Genomic DNA, 14,963 nt, shown 5'->3' with positions numbered 1-14,963 from the left:
CGACCAAAAACCCCAAGAACTCTTACAATTAATAGAGACGATTCTCGTTTATAAGTTACCACTTCTCAATCGTCGGGAGATAGAAACTATGTTTAGTTTAGATGAATTAAAACAAACTCAGTATTTTCAAGATGTGCGCGAAGAAGCGCGTCAGGAAGGTCGCGAGGAAGGCATTGAGGAAGGTCGCGAGGAAGGTCGTCAGGAAGGTCGCGAGGAAGGCATTGAGCAAGGCAGACTAAACAAAGCATTAGAGGCGGTCCCCCGTTTGTTAGCCTTAGGGTTAAGTGTTGAGCAAGTCGCATCCGCGTTAGAATTAGAGGTTAAACAGGTTAGAGCTATACAAAAAGGGAGATAATCTTCTTCTGTCCTCATGTCTAGGAGGTCCTGTTAATCCTATCGTCGGGAGATAGAAACTATGTTTAGTTTAGATGAATTAAAACAAACTCAGTATTTTCAAGATGTGCGCGAGGAAGCGCGTCAGGAAGGTCGTCAGGAAGGTCGCGAGGAAGGCATTGAGGAAGGCAGACTAAACAAAGCATTAGAGGCGGTCCCCCGTTTGTTAGCCTTAGGGTTAAGTGTTGAGCAAGTCGCATCCGCCTTAGAATTAGAGGTTAAACAGGTTAGAGCTATACAAAAAGGGAGATAACACTATACCGCCCCCCTAACCAAAAAAGAAGGCTTTTAAACCTTCCTTACAGCAGAATTGGTCATTTATTGCCGTTTGCGAGCCAATACACCCAGAGAACCCACCGCTAATAAACCTAAAACGGTGCCTGGTTCCGGGGTTGTCTGTGTCTGGGCAGGTTGAATGGTCCAGTTAGCAGCAACGATATTACCTGATACATTGGTCAAAGAGACAAGCTTGGCGAAATTATTAGTAGTGTAAACGGGATTGTCCCCAAACACGCCCCATACGTTAGGTGTTTGTGTAGAATTGGTTGAGACGACATTGACATTAGAGATATCGATCCAATCAAAAGGAACAGCCGTTAATGTTCCTGAGGCATTGGTGACAAAGCTTCCTATACTATTAGTCAACCCATTACCCCCATTAGGATTAAAGGTAGTAACGTGGGCCCCATTACCAAAATTGAAGGTGACACTCACAATGTTACTCGCGGTCCATGTTTGGTTTAACAGGGAAGTTCCCCCATTGTCAAGCTGATAGGTAATAACCGCAGTATCACCGGCAGTAACGTTATCGACAAGGGGTGAAAATGTGGGTGCTGCAACAGTGTCCGTATAGGTAGCGGTAAAAATGGCGGCATGGGCGGGAATGGCAGTGAAAACGGCACAAGTCACCGCAGGAAGGCAAAGGGCTTTTAGCAGTTGATTAGTCATTTTTGATCAATTGACAAGTTAATTTCATGGCTAATACTGGGGAAAAATTGCTATTTATACCCCATAAATCATTGCTTAATAGTAATAAGCATCATAATTCTACCCCCGCCCCCCGAATTTGTCAAGTATTCGCCGTTTTTTATTGATGAATCCGGAAAAAAGCCCATCAGGGAGAGAGTGGAAGGGTTAGAAATTAACCAGTCCGTTGATCCGGTCTAAGAGCAAGCGCGGATAAAGAAATAAATGGCCATCAGTAGCAGAAAAATATAAAAAGTAATCCGCACCAATCGATCCGGTAATTTCGGTAAAAAACGAGTGGTTACTTGTACACCTAGGGAACCACCGATACCTAAAATAATCCCTTGTAGATAAAGAATATGACCGGCTTGGGCATGAGCGAAACAGGCGGCGATCGAATTGAGTAAAACCACACCTAAACTGGTGACAATGGCGATTTTGATCTTTTCTGCCAAAAAAATCATTTGTAGTGGCACCATGATCGCCCCACCGCCAATTCCGAAAATACCGGCTAAAAATCCAGCGATTCCTCCGGTTAGCAGACAGGCTAGATTAGGATGCAATCTAAGGGCAGAAACTGGCTCTTTTTGGCTTAAATTTTGCTTGAGATTGGTTAAATAGATATTGAGCAGTAAAAAACAACCAAAAGCCGCTTCTAGGAGGTGTTTGGGGCTAGATTTGACCAGATAGACTCCGATAAATGCCGTAAAAATCCCGGGTAAACCTAAGAGGAGAACTCGCTGCCATTTGAGGGAACCTAATCGCCAATTTTGGATCGTACCCCCTAGGGAAGTGAAAACGATCGCTAAACTGCTGGTAGCCACCGATTCCCCGTAACTGTGGCCCAAATTTAACAGGATCGCCACGGAGATAGTGCCACCCCCAATACCAAATAAACCCGCTAATAAGCCCGAAAAAACGCCCGTTATCAGTAAAATCAAGTAATTGTCTGCCATTATCTTCGGTTCATGGCCTTGAGGGGGCTGAATAGTCGTGCAAAATTAATTTCCTAGTGGAGACAGGAGACAGGAGACGGGAGACAGCATTCAGGAGATTATTTTTATTTATTCTCCCCACTCCCAACTCTGGCACTCCCCACTCCCAATTTATAATTTATAATTCATCATTCCCCAAGAAAAACCCCACGGTTATAGAAACCTCGGCGGAAAAGTCTCTATAACTGGGTTTTTCTAGGAATATTAGGAAAGGAGATTGCCGCGACTACCGTTAGGAAGAATAGTCTCTTCGAGGGAAGCAGAAAGGAGATTATTTTCGGTTAAAATCGCCCCGATTAAGTTAGCTTGTTTGAGATTAGCTCGTTTAAGATTGCTTCCCACTAAATAACTCAAGAGTAATCCCGCTTGGTGTAGATTAGCACCGGAAAGGTTAGCGGAGGCTAAATTAGCACCGAGCAGATTACAACCGGTTAAGTTAGCCTGGCGAAAATTGGCTTTATTAGCGTCAGTTTTGCTTAAATCGGCTCCGGTTAAGTTAGCTCCCTCAAAATCACTACAATTGAGGTTAGCTCCCGTCAGATTAGCACCTTCGAGGTTAGCACAACGTAAATCCGCCCCGCGTAAATCCGCCCCGCGTAAATCGGCATAGCTGAGGTCGGCGTATTGAAGCTGGCAGTTTTCCAGATTAGCTTGATAGAGATAGGCTCGAATTAGGTTAGCCTCTTTTAAGTTAGCATGGCTAAGATTAGCAGAGCTAAGAATAGCACGAGTGAGAATAGCCCGTTTTAGGTTAGCTTTCCCCGCCATGGCATGGGTTAAAGTGGCTGAGGTGAGATTAGCGGCTTCCAGATTTGCTTTGAACAGTTGGGCAAAAAGTAAGCTACTGTGAATTAAACAGGCAGAACTTAAATCAGCCTTTTTGAGAATGGTATTACTCAAAATTGCGCCGCTTAGGTTACTTTGGCGCAAATTTGCCCCAGAAAGATCGGCTTTAGTTAGGTTAGCATCGATAAGACAAGCTTTGCTTAAATTAACTTCTTCCAGGGAAGCGTCCTTGAAATTAGCGTTAATTAAACAAGCTTCGGCTAAATTGGCTCGTTTTAAGTAACTATGACTTAGGTTAATCTGGTTTAAACACTGTCTCTTTAAATTGACTCCGCTAAGTCTGACTTCGGCAAAGTTGCGTTCACCTCGATTATACAGTTCGATTAGATGTTCACGATCGGTTAAGGCATTACTACTCATAAAATAACTAAATTGTTCTGGAAGGTGATTTCCAGAGAATGGGTTGGGGAAAATTACTGAACAGGGAGCGACTGGGAATTTTTGCGAATAAATAGAAATTTTCAACCAATTACGGGCTTAAAATCCCTATTGGCAATCACTAAAACGGGTAAATAACTACAAGAATCGGGGTTCAATACCAAAAACAACCTCTACCTAAACCTGCCACTTGTTGCCAGCCAGGTCTAGGCATTAAATTAGAGAAGTCTTGTGCGTCAGTTTTTCTGACTGAATCTACTGCCTCGCCGATGTCTTGACTCGGTATCATACAGTTGAATTTGTTAGGTCTGCTTAGTCAGTCCGGTAGCCAACAGGCTAAAACTCTTAATCACCAGATTTCGGGGACTTTCCAGTTGAGCAATCATAAAACTTCGTCAAAGTCAATCCCTCTTAGGGATGAACTGCCCGATCCTATTCCCTGAAGCCTTGGTTTAATGAGTCTATCAGGTTGTGGCCTGTTTTGGCAAGAGGGGTTAATGGCTTTTTCATCAATTCGCCAAAAGGCTTGATTTTCCCTAGGGGATAATTGTATAGACTGGTCATCTCAATATTGTCTGAGACTGGGGGCAGATTGAGGAGATAAATATCGGTCAATTGATTTTTTAAAGATGGGATTAGAGCTGCTGTGGAAGTCAACTAAATTGTCGATGGTAAACGGAAAAGGTCGAATTATAGTAATCATAGCAATTATCGTCGATTGGGTTGACCCAAGGAAACCCAACAAAAAGATTCAGACAGATTTAGGTGTTGGTTGTTGGGTTTCGCTTTCCCTGAGAATTGAGAGGTTTTCTTTAACATATTTATTCGCTCAAACCAAGCTAGGGACTGCACCTAGTTTTTTACACACAATTCCTGATGGTTTAAAATAGCTTCTGATACCTGAATGAGCAGAAAAGCGATCGCATCTTGATGATCCGCGTCGGTTAAAATGGTTTCGAGGGTGCTAGGGGTGGGAATTTCGTCCCCATCTGCCAACATAAAGGAAATATGACCTTTTAAGGCTTCAGTTGCCATTTTTTTCGCTTCTTCGATGGTTTCTCCTGCACTAATACAACCCGGAAAGTCATAAAATTGTACCCCATAATCACTATGGTTATCTTTATGAACGGTGGCTAAATAAGTAATCATTGATTTCTCCTTTATCGTAATTTAATACCGGCTTGTTTTTCGATACTGATTAGGGTTTTAAGGGGAATATCCTTTTTAGGGTGAGGAACAGTCACTTTCCCTTTTTTATGGGGATGTTTAAAATGATGATGACTTCCTGTTGTACCTACTTGATACCATCCCTCATCCTTCAGTTTTTTGATAATTTCTCGACTTTCCATAATTGATGATTTCTATTTCACCCCCCTAATTGCTGTAAAATCTGCATCACTTGTTCATAAGTTGCCATATTATTCTGCTGGTAGAATATTATAGCTGCTTGTTGTAGATCAATTTTTGCTTTTTCGGTTTGTTTTAATTCGGCATATAAATCACCACGACTACGGATTATAGTAATCATAGCAATTATCGTCGATTGGGTTGACCCAAGGAAACCCAACAAAAAGATTCAGACGGATTTAGGTGTTGGTTGTTGGGTTTCTACCGTAGGTTGGGTTGAGGCACGAAACCCAACAATAGACCTAAGGAAACCCAACAAAAAGATTCAGACGGATTTAGGTGTTGGGTGTTGGGTTTCGCTTTTCCTGAGAATTGAGAGGTTTTCTTTAACATATTTATTCGCTCAAACCAACCTACGGACTCTAATTTTTACTCATTTCTTGGCGAATCATGCTGATTAGTTTTTGAGCTTTTTGATAACCTGCTTCATTCCCTTGTTGACGATATAATTCTGAGGCTTTTTCGGCATCAGCAAGGGCTTTTGGAAACTCTCTTGTCAGGGCATAAAGAACCCCCCGATTGTTGTAAGCATAAGCATCATTAGGATTAATGTCAATGGCTTTGTTCCAGTCAGCTAAAGCTAATTCGTATTTTTGTTGGTTAAAGTAAAGAAGCCCCCGATTGTTGTAAGCTATAGCATAACTACGATTAAGTTCAATGGCTTTGCTGTAGTCAGAGAGGGCTAATTCGTATTTCTGCTGGTTATAGTAAAGAATCCCCCGATTGTAGTAAGCATTAGCATCATTAGGATTAATTTCAATAGCTTTGCTGTAGTCAGAGAGGGCTAAATCGTATTTCCGCAAGTCAGAGTAAAGATTCCCCCGACTGACGTAAGCATAAGCATCATTAGGATTAATTTCAATAGCTTTGCTGTAGTCAGAGAGGGCTAATTCGTATTTCTGCTGGTTAGAGTAAAGATTCCCCCGATTGTAGTAAGCATTAGCATAATTAGGATTAATTTCAATGGCTTTGGTGTAGTCAGAGAGGGCTAATTCGTATTTTTGTTGGTTATAGTAAAGAACCCCCCGATTGCCATACCAAGCAGCACGGGGAGCGAGATTAATTGCCTGAGTAATTGCGGCTAATCCCTCATCATAGCGTTTTAATCGACTTAATATTCCCCATTTCTCGTTATAGTAATTGGGGTTATTGGGAACCAGAGAAATCGCCTGATTAATCACCGTTAATGCTTGCTCATAATTTTCTCTGGCTTCTCTTTCTCTACCAGCACTTGTTGAGAAGTCACCTAAAGAGCGATAAACTCCACTTTGCCGTTGTAAAATACTACTGTGAAAGTTCTTTAAATCTTCCCCTTTAGGTAAGGTATTAATCGCTTGTTGCAAAGCTTCTATAGCTGGTTGATATTTACCTAAATAAACTAACGCCAATCCCTTCCCATACCAGGCTAAATAGACATTCTTGGGGTCATTTTGCTTAATCGCTTCATCAAAGGCTTTAATTGCTTCCTCATCCCTTGCTAACCGCCATAATTGTCCTCCCCTTTGTATCCAAATATCCGCCTTCGCATTGGTATTAGGGACAATAACACCAGTAATCGCTTGAATAATTTCTAGTTTTTGTTGCGGACTAACTTGGGGTTGAGCAGTGGTTAATAATTGCGGTTTTACCTTCAATCTCTCTTGCAATCCCAAAAAAGTGCTAATGGGAATCCCTAAACTATACCCTAACTGAATTTCCGTTACCCCTGCTGTTTCCGAACTTCCATGAATCCCTATTACTCTCCCCTGGGAGTCTAAGACTGCACCGCCACTCATGCCCCCAAATGTGATGCTGGTATAAACTAATTCATACCCTCCTTCTAAAGAAGCAACACTTTGTAATGTTCCTCCTTGTTCATTGCTTAAGTCACTTTGGCGGGTTTGTATTAATCCCCGTTCTTTATCGTTAATTCTACCGCCACTAAACAACCATTTCGAGGGATTTTGTCCAATTTTGGCGAAGCCTGCGGCAAAAACAAAATCATCGGTATTTGGGTTATAATTCGCTATTTCCGCAACGGGATAATTGTCCTGGCTTTCAAACTGAAAAACTGCTAAATCTACCCCTTCCTGCCGGATGATGGTGCTTTTCTCGATGTTTCGAGTTTTGCCGTCGCTGGTGACGACGGTGTAGGTGTAATCAGCACAGCTGTCGGTGCGTGCCATTTCTCCGCAAAGGACGTGATCGGCGGTTAGGACGGTGTAAATATTCCCTTCTTTAGCGATAATTACGCCACTTCCATTGGCAATTACGCCACTTCCATTGGTTTTACTGCTACTATCAATCCGCACGGTGAAACCCTTGGCTTTTGTTTCTAATTCGGCGATATAGTCAGTAGGGGCGGTGGTTTCTATATCGGGGTTCACCGGCGGTAGGGGTAGGTTATAGGCGCTGAGGATTTCGGGCCGGATGTAGGTTAATAGGGTATGAAGGGAAATGCCCCAATTAACCGCTCTCATCTGTTGGATTTCTGCGTCTGTGGGTTTTGTACCGTCCTCGTAGATGTAGTTAGAGAGAATCGGATGGGCCGATCGCCCGTTAATGCCGATTAACTCCCCATCGACAAAAATGCCGCCGCCGCTCATTCCCTGCACGATATCGCCACTATAACCGACGCTGTAGCCATCCCGGAGGGGTCGATCGCTCACCTGTTCGAGGGTTCCCTTTGTCGTCCGATACTGTCCCGTTTCGGCAACATATCCCGCAGCCACCACTTCTAAACCGATCCTGTCTTGATTGGGGGTAAACTCCGCGATGGTGGCGATCGGATAGTCCCGGGTATCGCTAAACTCCAGCAGAGCGAGATCTTGATTCTCCGATAGGGAATTGGGGACAATGCGGGCCGCACGGCTGTGGCCGTCGTAAGTTTGTACCTGTAGGGTTTTCGTGTTGCGGGTAACGTGGGCGTTGGTTAGGATAAGGTAATTATCGCCTTTTTTAGCGATAATCGTCCCCGATCCCCGATTTGTCTCGCTAGTAATCCGAACGGTGACTCGTTGTAGGAATTGCTCCTCGGTAAGCTCCCGATCGCCCTGTGCCGTCAGAATGGGATGATTAGAAATATTTCCGGCAGCCGGGGTGACAAGGGTTAACCCGGGTTGAGGCAGTAGGGAGAAAAGAAGGATGAGGGCGATCGAAGGTTTGATCATGGCTGTTACCTAGGGTTTGCTGAAAAAGTTGTTCGTGGGGGCAGGGTGTGGGGTGTAGGGTGTAGGGTGTAGGGTTTTACCAGTTTTGAGGTGGCCAATTACCTAATTTTTAGGGAAAAAGTCCAGGAATTTTCCCCCGATCACTCCCATATCTGGTACTTTTTGATTGACAAAAATTCTAAAGGTCTTACCCAATAAGGTTTTTAGATTTATTCAGCAAGCCTTACCTAGCTATTTTAAATAGTAGAAAACGGGTTTCTCCGAGAAACCCGTTTTCTGTGCGTTACTCAACGGATTTAGTATAAGAACGAAGAAAAAAGAAGATACTGGAGGTGGTGAGAAGTGCGATCGCTGGGGGAATAATCGGAACCCAGAGACCGAAATAACTAAAGAGAAGCCAACCGATACCAGTAAGGGAAATCACAGCGATCGCCACTGTCAAAAGTACCGTTTTTACCCGAAGAAAACGCCACGTTAATAATCCCCCCACCAGGGACCAACCTAGCACCCAGAAAGCCTCCTGTAGAGGATTCCAGAAAGCGATCGAGGTACGTTTTCCTTCCATTGTATCGAGAATTTGACTGACCGCGTGCGCGTGCAAATAAACCCCCGGAATTGCTTCCGATGGGTTGCGACTAAAGGGGGTTAAAAAATCATCGATCCCGGGTTCTGTTACTCCAATCAGGACAATTTTTTCCCGGACTGATTCGGAATTAAAACCCGGATCTAAAACCTGTCGGAGAGATTTTTTCGGGGCAATTTTTATGATTGCATCGATGCCATTATCGGCGATTCGACGGTAAGCGAGCATAACTTGACGGCCGGATCGGGTATCGGATTGACTGGTTCTGTAGGGGCCGCGGTTGGATTGTAGCCAGTCACCGAGATGAGTATCCCCGATATTAATTTCTAGAATTCCCCGCTGCAGTTTATTGCAGTCAAAATCTTGATTCTGGGATTCTAGATATCGTTTGGCAATTAGGAGACTAAAACTAGGAGCATAATCTTTAAAATTACAGGACATTGAGTCAACTTTGGCCAAAGAATCCGGGGGAAGACAGGGAGAGGTGCGATCGAGTTTTGCCTGATATAAAAAACGACGAATTCGGGGAACTCCAGCAATGGTTTCGTCTGGGACTATGTTACTAAAACCACTCTGATTTTTTGGCAGTTCTGGGGGTGGGGGAAATCCGTCCGGTTGTGGGTAATTATTAAACTTACAAATCGAGATAAAATTAGGAGTATTTTGTAATTGTTTGGCTAGGGGTGGATAATCTTGACTGGCAGCGATGGGACGGAGGATATCTAAGGCGATAATTTGCGGTTCGTAGGGCAGTAATTTATTTAAAAGCTGCGATAATGCTTCTCCTGCGAGGGAACGTTTTTGATCGCTTCCTGGTATTGTTGGTCTTTTCATACCCATGCGATCTTGATAGGCCCAATCTTGGCGATCAATGGTAATAATTAATAATCTTTCATCGGGTTTATCTTTGGGTTTTAGTTGCATCAGGCGATCATAAATATTTAATTCTAAGGGTTCTAAAATTCCTGTTTCTCTTATTGCCAAGACTGTCATGGCTACGGCTAAACCTAAACCGAAAGTTAGAGCGAATCGTCGCCAATTTTGTTGTTTTTGAGGGGAGTTACTGAAACTATGCCAAGTGGGGGGTTCTTCGGTGGGATTGGGGCAAACTACGGGCAGCCAACTGGCACAGGGATAGTCTTTTTCCCAATCATCGTGGAGATTTTTTTGGGCTTCATGTACGGCGCTATAGAGAGATTTATTATTGGTAAAAGCGGTTAAAAAGTATTGCAGAAATTTGGGAGAAACAGGATCGGGTAATTTCTCGCGCATAAAGATTAGATGGGGTAATGCCATCCCTTTTTCCCGTGATAGTTGTTGTGCCAAACCGATACCATCACAGGAGTTAAATATCGCTAACTTTAACCCGTTTTTAGTGGCTTCTCCCAGAGAAAAGCTAAAATCAGCTATCTTTAATTTATGAGTTTCTGTTAGTTGAATTTCGCAATCTTGGCCATCTTCTGTACTGGCACTATGACCGCTAAAAAAGAGAATATTCCAAGTTTCTTGACGCAATAACTGATTTAATTTTTGCGGGTGAGGGGCTTTTTCCCAGATAATTTCTGCTCCTGCTTTTCCCGCAATATCGTCTAAAGTTTTGCGATCTTCTTCGAGAAATCTTAAGTCGGTGGCATAGCCTAAAATGGCTAAAATCCGAATTTTTTCATGATTTCTTAATTGTCTGGTTAAGGTATCGTATTCCGAGACAATAATGGCTATATCTGCGCCAGTATTTTGGAGGATTTCCCATTTTTCCCAGGGGAATCTTTGCAGCCAAATATTATCGGTTTGTAACCAGATACGAAAGTTATTGCCAGAGCGCAGAATTGCGGTTTTGATCGGTTCAAATTCTGGGCTATTATTCAACCATTTGTTTAAGTTATCCTCAAATAATTTGGCTTTTTCTTGGCAGTTTTTAAAAACTAAACTCTGCTGAGAACTATTGGTAATTTGTTGGGGATTGCTATCTTTTAAGACTTTAAAAAATCCCTCTAATTCACTATAGTGACGTTGCCATTGACGGTAAAGAGTTAATAACTCTAAATTAGCTGGTAGCCTTGCTTTGATCACAGTTTGGGGACGAGAATTAAGATCGGGACGAATTTCTAATTTTACTTTAAATCCCCGATCAAATGTGCCATCTAGTTCGAGAGTTAAGAGTTTAATCATTAAGTTTTTCCTCGCTTATACTTGTAAATATTCGGTTACTCTTGCCGATTCTAAAGCCACTTCAATAAAGAATTTATCCCCCAATTCAGCATCAAATCGATAACGAATAAATTCATCGTTATCTGTGGCAATTACTTCTCGAAAAACCTGACCAGTTTCGGTGAGAATAGTTAATTTTAAATGGGGGGGTAAAGTGCTTGTTTCTCCCGTGGGGTAAACAGTCGCTTGCAGGCTAAATATTTCTTCAATTTTAGCGATAGTAATCATCAAAGCGAGGGGATTTCCCAGTAATTCTACTCCTAAATCTTTGATGCGTTTAATTTCTGTATTTTTGAATGCTGGAACCAGTGACAGTGAGCTAAAATCGAGGATACTTTGCCAATCAATGGGGAAATTATCAGTAAACCAATTGGTTAACTTGACGGGAGATTTTTGCCGACGGGTAATTAAAATTTTTCTCCAGTTACTATTGACGATAACTGCTGCCCATTCCTGAAAAGTAACGGCTTTTCTGGGAAAGATTAACTGAGGATTAGCTAAGATGTCTAGTAAGGTTGTCAATCTATCTAAAGATAGTTTTTCTTCCATCTTTTCCCGTTCAATCTTAACTGGTTGTAATTGACACTCTCCCCATAAATCTAAAGAATCTGATCCTGATTGCAGTTGATTTCTCGGTAGGGAGTAGTTAAGATTGCGCTTAATATATTGTCCTTTTTCCTTAATATCTTTATGGGTAGTATAACCCCAAATTCTTAGATAACTTTCGGCAGTGTTTACCTGTACCGCTAGATAATAATCACCAATTAATTGAGGAATATCTACCCATTCTTGAGGAATTTCGATCGCTTCTAGATCCAGAGTTTCGCTGGCAATAAATATTACTGACTTTTCGCCTAATTTAACGGTAAAACCATTAACTCCTAGTTGCCAGAAATCCTCTTGATTTTCTACTAAGCTAACCCCAGGCATCCCTGACTGTAGATAGTTAAAAATAACTTGTTGACAGAGATAATTAATATAAAATCTCTGACGAATACTGGCATCAGTAAAACTGGCACTTTTTGCCCAACTTATCTCTTGAATATCTGCGGGTATTTCTAGCCAAATGCTATCAGGAGTTAGTTCTAACCAATCATTAACCATAATTAATCCTCCTGAGTTGTTGCGCTGGTTTGATAGTAGTATGTTAGCCATGGTTCTATTGCCTTACTAATAACTTCTCTATCGTGGGACTGGGAAGGAATATGCAGGTTTTCGCTGGCCCAGGGTAAAAACTTTTTAGCGAGGTGACGATAAACTTTATCCAGTTCCCTAGAAACCTGATATTGTTTGATAACTACCGTGGTAATTTCTGTAATCTTAGCGGCAATTGCCACTTGTCCCAACCCTAACCCATAAGTCATCTCTAGAATTAACTGAATTTGCGGATGCAGTTTTGCCTGTTGCGGCTGCTGACAAATCTGTTGAATTTCTGCCCGCAACCAAGCTAGAATTTTTTGGTGATTTTGTTGCGACTCGCGAAAATTTTCCGCCGCTTCTAATTGCTGCCAAGGGTTATTATGGAGAGTATCTTCGATCATTTCTTCCCTCGTGCTACTTTCCTCACCCCCTAAAGGTTGCTGTAAGGAAATTGTTTTTCCTTGGGGAAATAAATAATCAGAAATAGCTTGTCCCGCATCCTTTAACCATCGGTTAATTGTTGCAGAATTGATTTTGATGGTAGAGTGGCTATCCGAGTTATAAGCAGCGGCGATTTTTTGCCAGATTTCTGGACTAGGTTCCTGAATTTTACCATCGGTTTTGATTTTTGCCTGGGCATAAATTTCTTTATAGTAATCCCAAGCTAAAAGGTAATTTTCGAGAGTTTCCCCCACTAATCCCCTCGCCTGGAGAGCTTGGCTGAGACGCGCTCCGGTAGAATTAAGTAGTAGGCTCCAAGTATTATGGCCGAATGCTTGACTAATCTGACGGATGCGATCAATTAAGCGATATTTAATCCTCTGATTGGCAAAATTATCGAAGCGAGTGGAGAATAAAGGCTTAAAGTCAGCTAAGATAGCCTCAAAACCAAGAATTCCTTCGTTAAAGTAGTCTTCGATCTGATAATCTAGTTTAGCTTGATATTTTTGATAGATTTCGGCAGCAGCCCAGTAGCAAGGTTCCTGTAAATAAGCGTATAAATGCCCACGAAAAAGATGATTTTGGGAACCGTGATTCTGATACTGTTGCTGAAAGAATAGGGCCCAATACTCCTCTGAATCGACATTAGGATCGATTTGGCCATAGCTTTCCATGTTACGACGCAAACGCCGATCGCAATTCCATTCTGTCCTATTTTGTCGCAAAACTAAAAAGCAACAAAACTTCTCCAGCAAAGTCTCTCGTTTTTTCATCTAGCTAGTCCCCGTGGAGGTCAACTAAACTCTCTATCGTTCCACTTCGAGATTTTATGCAGTATTATAGCAGTTATCTTAATGGTGAGGTACAAATTTTTCGTTTTGAGGAGTCGAGAGTCTGGGGAGTCAGGAGTGAGGAGACGATTGTGCAAACGTTTGTATTAATTTAAGAGTCACTGATAATTAGGGTTTGCTGAAAAAGTTTGTTGGTGGGGTTAGGAGTCATACTAAATCCGGTTATTAAAGAATGATTATTTATTCTCCCTTTTGCCTATTGCAAGAGTGCATGAGTGCCTGTCGTGATATGTAGCATAAAGGGATTGGGGGAGATTCGGCCAATCTAAAAATAAGCGATTTAAATACGTCTTAGCTTACAATTATTATTAACTTCGATCAAACAGGGAGTTTCCCAAGTAAGTCCACCCAGTCAGGTTACTTGAGAATTGGGGTTACAAGTTGGGGGTAAAATGGGGATTCCTTTAGTGACCAAAGGTTCAGCACCAGCTAATATTAAAGTTGCTATTGAATGGGAATTTAACCAAGATAAGGGAGGTTAGTATGCAAGTTCAAATCGAAAAACGGTATTATACACCTGAAGAATATTGTCAGCTAGAAGAAACAGCAGCATACAAAAATGAATATCTAGATGGAGAAATTATTCCTATGACGGGAGCAACAACCAATCATAATCTAATTGCTGGTAATTTTTATAAAAATTTTCCGACTAAGATTAACAATGAAGATTATTGGGCTTTTATGAGTGATGTCCGGTTATGGATGCCAATATACCGCTTTTATACTTATCCTGATGTCATGGTAATTAAAGGCAAACCATTATATGAAGGAAAAGGCACAAATACCGTAACTAATGCGTTAATCATTGTCGAGGTTTTATCAAAATCAACCAGAGATTATGATCGCACTGATAAGTTTAAGTTTTATCGTTCAATTCCTGACTTTAAGGAATATATTTTGATTGATCAATACCGTTATTATGTGGAGCAATTTTATCAACAAAATAATGGAGAATGGTTGTTTAAAGCATCTGAATCAGAGAATGATGTTTTAAGGTTTTATTCTGTAGATTTTCAAATCTCACTGCTGGATATTTATCAACGAATTGATTTTAATTTAAGTGAAGAATAAGGATTAAATCCCATCTCAATTATAGCGTTTTTCAGTCTGCTGAGGTACAAAAGTTATGGGTTTTAGGCAAAAGGCAAAAGGCAAGAGGCAAAAGGGAAGAAAATAGGTGTACCTCACTAGCTTAGGAAACGCTATATCTACCAAAATCATTTGATATTGCGATTCTCAAGATCAAGAAGGAAACCCAACAAAAAAATAAGAGGATGGGAATAGCGATCGCCCTTTTTAAAATCCTACAGTAATCATTTTTCCATAGCTCCTTTGCTTCCTTGTAGCCTTGTTTGATTGGCACTGTGAATTTATCTGTCACCAGTAAGACTTTTGATAATCTTTTTAGCCAATCGCTCATTAATTTCTCGATGTCTGGGAATTGGTTCTGTTTTTCCAGTATCTGGATTAACCCCAGTTCGGGTTAAGCAGCGGGGGGTAAAGCCCATTCCATCTTCAAGGAGGGTTTTTTCGGCTGGTGACAGTAAGCAATCAAACCACAGAGAAGATTAACGCAAAAATTAACAGGGCTGCGGTGGCGGGAATG

At 41.7% G+C, this 14,963-nt stretch carries 13 protein-coding genes and 2 pseudogenes; 4 read left to right on the top strand and 11 right to left on the bottom strand.

Annotated features, from left to right (window positions below; all coding sequences use genetic code 11):
• Positions 1–355, top strand: a 355-nt coding sequence (locus IM475_RS20305; protein ID WP_287728925.1) for a DUF2887 domain-containing protein, incomplete at its 5' end; no start/stop codon positions are given.
• Positions 356–397: 42 nt separating this feature from the next.
• Positions 398–646 (top strand): annotated as a pseudogene (locus tag IM475_RS20300) (Rpn family recombination-promoting nuclease/putative transposase); the annotation flags it as partial.
• Between the two features lie 65 nt (positions 647–711).
• Here IM475_RS20300 and IM475_RS20295 read toward each other — a convergent pair.
• From IM475_RS20295 to IM475_RS20250, 10 genes are all read right to left on the bottom strand, one after another.
• Positions 712–1,341 carry a PEP-CTERM sorting domain-containing protein gene (locus tag IM475_RS20295; RefSeq protein WP_287728924.1) on the bottom strand — a complete coding sequence of 210 codons (630 nt, stop codon included), beginning with the start codon at positions 1,339–1,341 and terminating at the stop codon, positions 712–714.
• A gap of 215 nt (positions 1,342–1,556) precedes the next feature.
• Positions 1,557–2,315, bottom strand: a complete 759-nt coding sequence (locus tag IM475_RS20290; protein ID WP_287728923.1) for a sulfite exporter TauE/SafE family protein — start codon at positions 2,313–2,315, stop codon at positions 1,557–1,559.
• 243 nt (positions 2,316–2,558) lie between these two features.
• Positions 2,559–3,560, bottom strand: a complete 1,002-nt coding sequence (locus tag IM475_RS20285; protein ID WP_287667074.1) for a pentapeptide repeat-containing protein — start codon at positions 3,558–3,560, stop codon at positions 2,559–2,561.
• Between the two features lie 870 nt (positions 3,561–4,430).
• Positions 4,431–4,727, bottom strand: coding sequence for a type II toxin-antitoxin system HicB family antitoxin (locus tag IM475_RS20280; protein WP_002788060.1), 297 nt, complete (start codon positions 4,725–4,727; stop codon positions 4,431–4,433).
• Positions 4,728–4,738: 11 nt separating this feature from the next.
• Positions 4,739–4,927, bottom strand: coding sequence for a type II toxin-antitoxin system HicA family toxin (locus tag IM475_RS20275; RefSeq protein ID WP_002768607.1), 189 nt, complete (start codon positions 4,925–4,927; stop codon positions 4,739–4,741).
• A 17-nt stretch (positions 4,928–4,944) separates the two neighbouring features.
• A complete protein-coding gene (locus IM475_RS20270) occupies positions 4,945–5,106 on the bottom strand; it encodes a hypothetical protein (RefSeq protein ID WP_287728922.1) in 162 nt (53 codons plus the stop codon).
• 241 nt (positions 5,107–5,347) lie between these two features.
• Positions 5,348–8,134: a tetratricopeptide repeat protein gene (locus tag IM475_RS20265; protein ID WP_287728921.1), complete on the bottom strand. Its 2,787-nt coding sequence runs from the start codon at positions 8,132–8,134 to the stop codon at positions 5,348–5,350.
• Positions 8,135–8,417: 283 nt separating this feature from the next.
• A complete protein-coding gene (locus IM475_RS20260; RefSeq protein ID WP_287728920.1) occupies positions 8,418–10,886 on the bottom strand; it encodes a CHASE2 domain-containing protein in 2,469 nt (822 codons plus the stop codon).
• Positions 10,887–10,901: 15 nt separating this feature from the next.
• On the bottom strand, positions 10,902–12,029 hold the full coding sequence (locus IM475_RS20255; protein WP_287728919.1) for a DUF1822 family protein: 1,128 nt from the start codon (positions 12,027–12,029) through the stop codon (positions 10,902–10,904).
• Positions 12,030–12,031: 2 nt separating this feature from the next.
• A complete protein-coding gene (locus IM475_RS20250; protein WP_287728918.1) occupies positions 12,032–13,279 on the bottom strand; it encodes a sigma-70 family RNA polymerase sigma factor in 1,248 nt (415 codons plus the stop codon).
• Positions 13,280–13,725: 446 nt separating this feature from the next.
• Here IM475_RS20250 and IM475_RS20245 point away from each other — a divergent pair, with 446 nt between their 5' ends.
• A complete protein-coding gene (locus IM475_RS20245) occupies positions 13,726–13,839 on the top strand; it encodes a CU044_2847 family protein (protein WP_283159980.1) in 114 nt (37 codons plus the stop codon).
• Between the two features lies 1 nt (position 13,840).
• Complete coding sequence (locus IM475_RS20240; protein WP_287728917.1) at positions 13,841–14,428, top strand: Uma2 family endonuclease; 588 nt, start codon at positions 13,841–13,843, stop codon at positions 14,426–14,428.
• Positions 14,429–14,840: 412 nt separating this feature from the next.
• On the opposite strand, the pseudogene IM475_RS20235 reads toward IM475_RS20240, so the two are convergent.
• Positions 14,841–14,963: pseudogene (locus IM475_RS20235) on the bottom strand (IS982 family transposase); the annotation flags it as partial.

The organism is Microcystis sp. M061S2 (assembly GCF_020245605.1).
Classification (GTDB): domain Bacteria; phylum Cyanobacteriota; class Cyanobacteriia; order Cyanobacteriales; family Microcystaceae; genus Microcystis.
The sequence above is the reverse complement of the archived record's forward strand: the minus strand, read 5'-3'. Positions and strand labels throughout refer to the sequence as shown.

Excerpts from the sequence above, each read along its gene's own strand:
- IM475_RS20285 (WP_287667074.1), bottom strand. The coding sequence starts at position 3,560 with ATGAGTAGTAATGCCTTAACCGATCGTGAACATCTAATCGAACTGTAT.
- IM475_RS20240 (WP_287728917.1), top strand. The coding sequence starts at position 13,841 with ATGCAAGTTCAAATCGAAAAACGGTATTATACACCTGAAGAATATTGT.
- IM475_RS20255 (WP_287728919.1), bottom strand. The coding sequence starts at position 12,029 with ATGGTTAATGATTGGTTAGAACTAACTCCTGATAGCATTTGGCTAGAA.
- IM475_RS20295 (WP_287728924.1), bottom strand. The coding sequence starts at position 1,341 with ATGACTAATCAACTGCTAAAAGCCCTTTGCCTTCCTGCGGTGACTTGT.
- IM475_RS20265 (WP_287728921.1), bottom strand. The coding sequence starts at position 8,134 with ATGATCAAACCTTCGATCGCCCTCATCCTTCTTTTCTCCCTACTGCCT.
- IM475_RS20250 (WP_287728918.1), bottom strand. The coding sequence starts at position 13,279 with ATGAAAAAACGAGAGACTTTGCTGGAGAAGTTTTGTTGCTTTTTAGTT.
- IM475_RS20270 (WP_287728922.1), bottom strand. The coding sequence starts at position 5,106 with ATGATTACTATAATCCGTAGTCGTGGTGATTTATATGCCGAATTAAAA.
- IM475_RS20260 (WP_287728920.1), bottom strand. The coding sequence starts at position 10,886 with ATGATTAAACTCTTAACTCTCGAACTAGATGGCACATTTGATCGGGGA.
- IM475_RS20275 (WP_002768607.1), bottom strand. The coding sequence starts at position 4,927 with ATGGAAAGTCGAGAAATTATCAAAAAACTGAAGGATGAGGGATGGTAT.
- IM475_RS20280 (WP_002788060.1), bottom strand. The coding sequence starts at position 4,727 with ATGATTACTTATTTAGCCACCGTTCATAAAGATAACCATAGTGATTAT.
- IM475_RS20290 (WP_287728923.1), bottom strand. The coding sequence starts at position 2,315 with ATGGCAGACAATTACTTGATTTTACTGATAACGGGCGTTTTTTCGGGC.